This is a genomic window from Mannheimia sp. (genome assembly GCF_056854775.1).
In genome coordinates, this window is record NZ_JBXGGI010000037.1 from 1 (window position 1) to 4,067 (window position 4,067).

The following is a 4,067-nucleotide window of genomic DNA, read 5'->3' on the forward strand; positions in this document are numbered from 1 at the left end:
AAGAACAAATTGATGAAATTAAATCAGCGTGGCAAGAGCGTTACAACACGGTAATGCAAGCAGGTGGTTTGCACATTATCGGTACAGAACGCCACGAGTCTCGCCGTATTGACAACCAGTTGCGTGGTCGTTCCGGTCGTCAAGGCGACCCGGGTTCATCACGTTTCTACTTATCATTAGATGACTCGTTGATGCGAATTTACCTCAATGAAGGTAAATTGAATATGATGCGTAAAGCCTTTACTGAAGAAGGCGAAGCGATGGAATCTAAACTATTAACCAAAGTAATTGCATCGGCACAAGCAAAAGTAGAAGCTCATAACTTTGACGGTCGTAAAAACCTTTTACAATATGACGATGTGGCGAACGAGCAGCGTAAAGTGATTTATGAACAACGTAATCACTTATTAGATACTGATGATATTTCATCAATGATTGAAACTATTCGCCAAGATGTATTTGATAGCACCATCAGTGAGTACATTCCGCCTCAATCTATTGAAGAAATGTGGAACGTACCGGGCTTGGAAGAGCGTTTACGTCGCGAGTTTGGCTTAGATTTACCGATTTCTCATTGGTTAGAAACCGAAAAAGATCTACACGAAGAAACCTTGCGTGAGCGTATTCTCAATATCGCTATTGAAGAATATAAAGCGAAAGAAGAGAAAGTTGGTGCTGAAGTAATGCGTAATTTTGAAAAAGGTGTAATGCTACAAAATCTTGATGAATTATGGAAAGAGCATCTTTCTTCTATGGACTACTTACGCAAAGGCATTCACTTGCGTGGCTATGCTCAGAAAGATCCGAAGCAAGAGTACAAAAAAGAGTCTTTTGCAATGTTTACCAATATGCTTAACACCTTAAAATTAAATGTGATTAGCATTTTAAGCCGTATTCAAGTGCGTAGCCAAGAAGAGGTGGAAGAGGCTCAACGTTTGCAAGCAGAAATGGAAGCTAAAGCGGCGGAGCAATCACCAATCGATGAGCCAGCACAGCAAGTTGATCTTGAAAGTTTAAGTGATGAAGAGTTAGCAAACTTAAACATTGGTCGTAATGATCCTTGCCCTTGTGGTTCAGGCAAAAAATATAAACATTGTCACGGCAATAAAGCGAGATACGCATAATGATACAAGCGGTTATTTTTAGACAGAAATTTGCAAATTATCGTCTAAATCTGACCGCTTGAGTTTATAGAAAGAGTAGAGGAAATCTATGTCAAAACCGATTATTCAAGTATCAGCCGGTATTATCCGCAACGAATTTGGGCAAATTTATTTGACCCAACGTTTAGAAGGGCAAGACTTCGCTCAATCATTAGAATTTCCGGGCGGTAAGGTTGATGCCAGTGAGACTCCTGAAGAAGCCCTTAAACGTGAGTTAGAAGAAGAAATCGGTATTCAAGTGCTAAGTGCTTTTCCCTATGAAAGTTTCAGCTTTGAATATCCAAACAAGATTATTCAGTTTTTCTTCTACTTAGTGGAAGAATGGGTAAATGAACCCTTTGGTCGAGAAGGGCAAGAGGGCTTTTGGATCGCACAATCTGATTTAGATGAAGGGGCTTTCCCACCGGCTAATGCACAATTGATTAAACGTCTAAAAGCAGAAATAGAAAATCAAGAATAGTAGTTGTTTAATCTGCTATTCTTTCTTTTAAAGAAATAATCTTTTTTCATAACGCACATTTATTCCTTATCTTTATTTGGATAGAATAAAAGTTCCTTAACTAAAATTTAACAAATCGACAATTAAAGCGAGGAACTTTTATGAAAAAAATCGTTATGTTAGCAGCTGCTATTACTGCTGTATCTGCAAATGCGGCAACTTATAAAATTGACCCATATCACGCAAATGCAAGATTTAGCATTGACCATTTTGGTACAAGTAGCAACGTGGGCGGTTTCTACAATTTAACAGGCGAATTACAGCTTGATGTAGAAAAAGGCACCGGCTCAATTGATGTAACTATTCCGGTAAGCAGTTTACAAGCAAGTAGCCAAGATTTTACCAATCACTTAAAATCGGCTGATTTATTCCACGTTGAAAAATTTCCGGAAATGCGTTTTGTTTCAACCAAATTCTATTTTGCCGATAAAAAAGTAACGGAAGTAGAAGGTAATTTAACCTTATTAGGAAAAACTCATCCGGTAATCTTAAAAGCGACAAAATTCAACTGCTATCAAAGCCCAATGTTAAAAGCTGAAGTATGTGGCGGCGATTTCGTAACCACAATTGACCGAACTCAATGGGGGATGAACTACCTCGTTGATGTGGGTATGACAAAAGACGTTGAAATTGCAATTCAAATTGAAGCAGCGAAGCAGTAACTATTAAGCGAATCCGCACTTATGTGCGGATTTTTTTATGGTTTTCGTTCTCTTTATTTGACTGAAATTCCATCACCAAGCGGTGAAGTTTGCAAAATTTTTTACAAATTTCACCGCTTGCCCTTGAAAGTATAAAATCCGCCTTTATATTGTTAGACGTTACGCTTTTTGCGTAGAATTATCAATCATCAATTTATAAGAGGAACAGAATATGGCACTTCGTCCATTACACGATAAAGTTATTTTAAAACGTGAAGAAGTTGAAACAAAATCGGCAGGTGGTATTGTTTTAACCGGTTCGGCAGCAACAAAATCAACCCGTGGTAAAGTAATTGCAGTAGGTACAGGTCGAATTTTAGAGAACGGTTCGGTTCAACCCTTAGCGGTTAAAGTAGGCGATGTCGTTATCTTCAATGAAGGCTACGGCGTGAAAACCGAGAAAATTGATGGCGAAGAAGTGTTAATTTTAGCAGAACACGATATTTTAGCGATTGTAGAATAAATTAATTGTAATGTAGGCGTGTATTACATACGCCTACACACATCAAAAAAGGAAAAGAAAAATGGCAGCGAAAGACGTTAAATTTGGTAATGATGCACGCGTAAAAATGTTAAAAGGCGTGAATATTTTAGCTGATGCAGTAAAAGTAACTTTAGGTCCGAAAGGTCGTAATGTGGTATTAGACCGTGCATACGGTGCTCCAACGATTACTAAAGATGGTGTATCGGTTGCTCGTGAAATCGAATTAGAAGATAAATTTGAAAATATGGGTGCTCAAATGGTGAAAGAGGTTGCCTCGAAAGCCAATGATGCCGCCGGCGATGGTACAACAACTGCAACGGTATTAGCTCAAGCGATCGTAAATGAAGGCTTGAAAGCGGTTGCAGCCGGTATGAACCCAATGGATTTAAAACGTGGTATCGATAAAGCAGTTGCCGCAGTTGTTGAAGAATTAAAAGTGATTTCAAAACCGTGTGAAACTTCCAAAGAGATCGAGCAAGTTGGGACAATTTCAGCAAACTCAGATGAAACCGTCGGCAAATTAATTGCCCAAGCGATGGAAAAAGTGGGCAAAGAGGGCGTAATTACTGTTGAAGACGGCACAGGTTTAGAAGATGCCTTAGATGTGGTTGAAGGTATGCAGTTTGATCGTGGCTACTTATCGCCATATTTCATCAATAAACCTGAAGCCGGTACGGTTGAGTTGGAAAATCCGTACATTCTTTTAGTGGATAAAAAAGTCTCTAACATTCGTGAATTATTACCGGTGTTGGAAGGTGTGGCGAAAGCGGGCAAACCGTTAGTGATTATTGCAGAAGACATTGAAGGCGAAGCATTAGCAACGCTTGTTGTGAACACAATGCGTGGTATTGTAAAAGTAGCTGCGGTGAAAGCCCCAGGCTTTGGCGATCGCCGTAAAGCGATGTTACAAGATATTGCGATCTTAACTGCGGGTACTGTGATTTCGGAAGAGATCGGTATGGAGCTTGAAAAAGCGACTTTAGAAGAGTTAGGTCAAGCAAAACGTGTGGTGATCTCAAAAGATAACACCACGATTATTGATGGTATCGGTGATGAAACCCAAATTAAAGGTCGTGTAGCACAAATTCGTCAGCAAATCGAAGATTCAACCTCAGACTACGACAAAGAAAAACTGCAAGAACGTGTAGCAAAATTAGCCGGCGGTGTGGCAGTTATCAAAGTTGGTGCGGCAACAGAAGTAGCGATGAAAGAGAAGAAAG

5 protein-coding genes are annotated in these 4,067 nt (G+C 39.5%); all 5 read left to right on the top strand.

The window, feature by feature from the left end:
• Positions 1-1,124, top strand: a 1,124-nt coding sequence (locus tag ACJHV0_RS03160; protein ID WP_483133361.1) for a preprotein translocase subunit SecA, incomplete at its 5' end; no start/stop codon positions are given.
• Between the two features lie 88 nt (positions 1,125-1,212).
• Complete coding sequence (gene mutT, locus ACJHV0_RS03165) at positions 1,213-1,623, top strand: 8-oxo-dGTP diphosphatase MutT (RefSeq protein ID WP_025236284.1); 411 nt, start codon at positions 1,213-1,215, stop codon at positions 1,621-1,623.
• Positions 1,624-1,763: 140 nt separating this feature from the next.
• A complete protein-coding gene (locus tag ACJHV0_RS03170) occupies positions 1,764-2,324 on the top strand; it encodes a YceI family protein (protein WP_334235975.1) in 561 nt (186 codons plus the stop codon).
• A 211-nt stretch (positions 2,325-2,535) separates the two neighbouring features.
• Positions 2,536-2,826: a co-chaperone GroES gene (locus ACJHV0_RS03175; RefSeq protein WP_025236286.1), complete on the top strand. Its 291-nt coding sequence runs from the start codon at positions 2,536-2,538 to the stop codon at positions 2,824-2,826.
• A gap of 61 nt (positions 2,827-2,887) precedes the next feature.
• Positions 2,888-4,067, top strand: a 1,180-nt coding sequence (gene groL, locus ACJHV0_RS03180) for a chaperonin GroEL (protein ID WP_483133362.1), incomplete at its 3' end; no start/stop codon positions are given.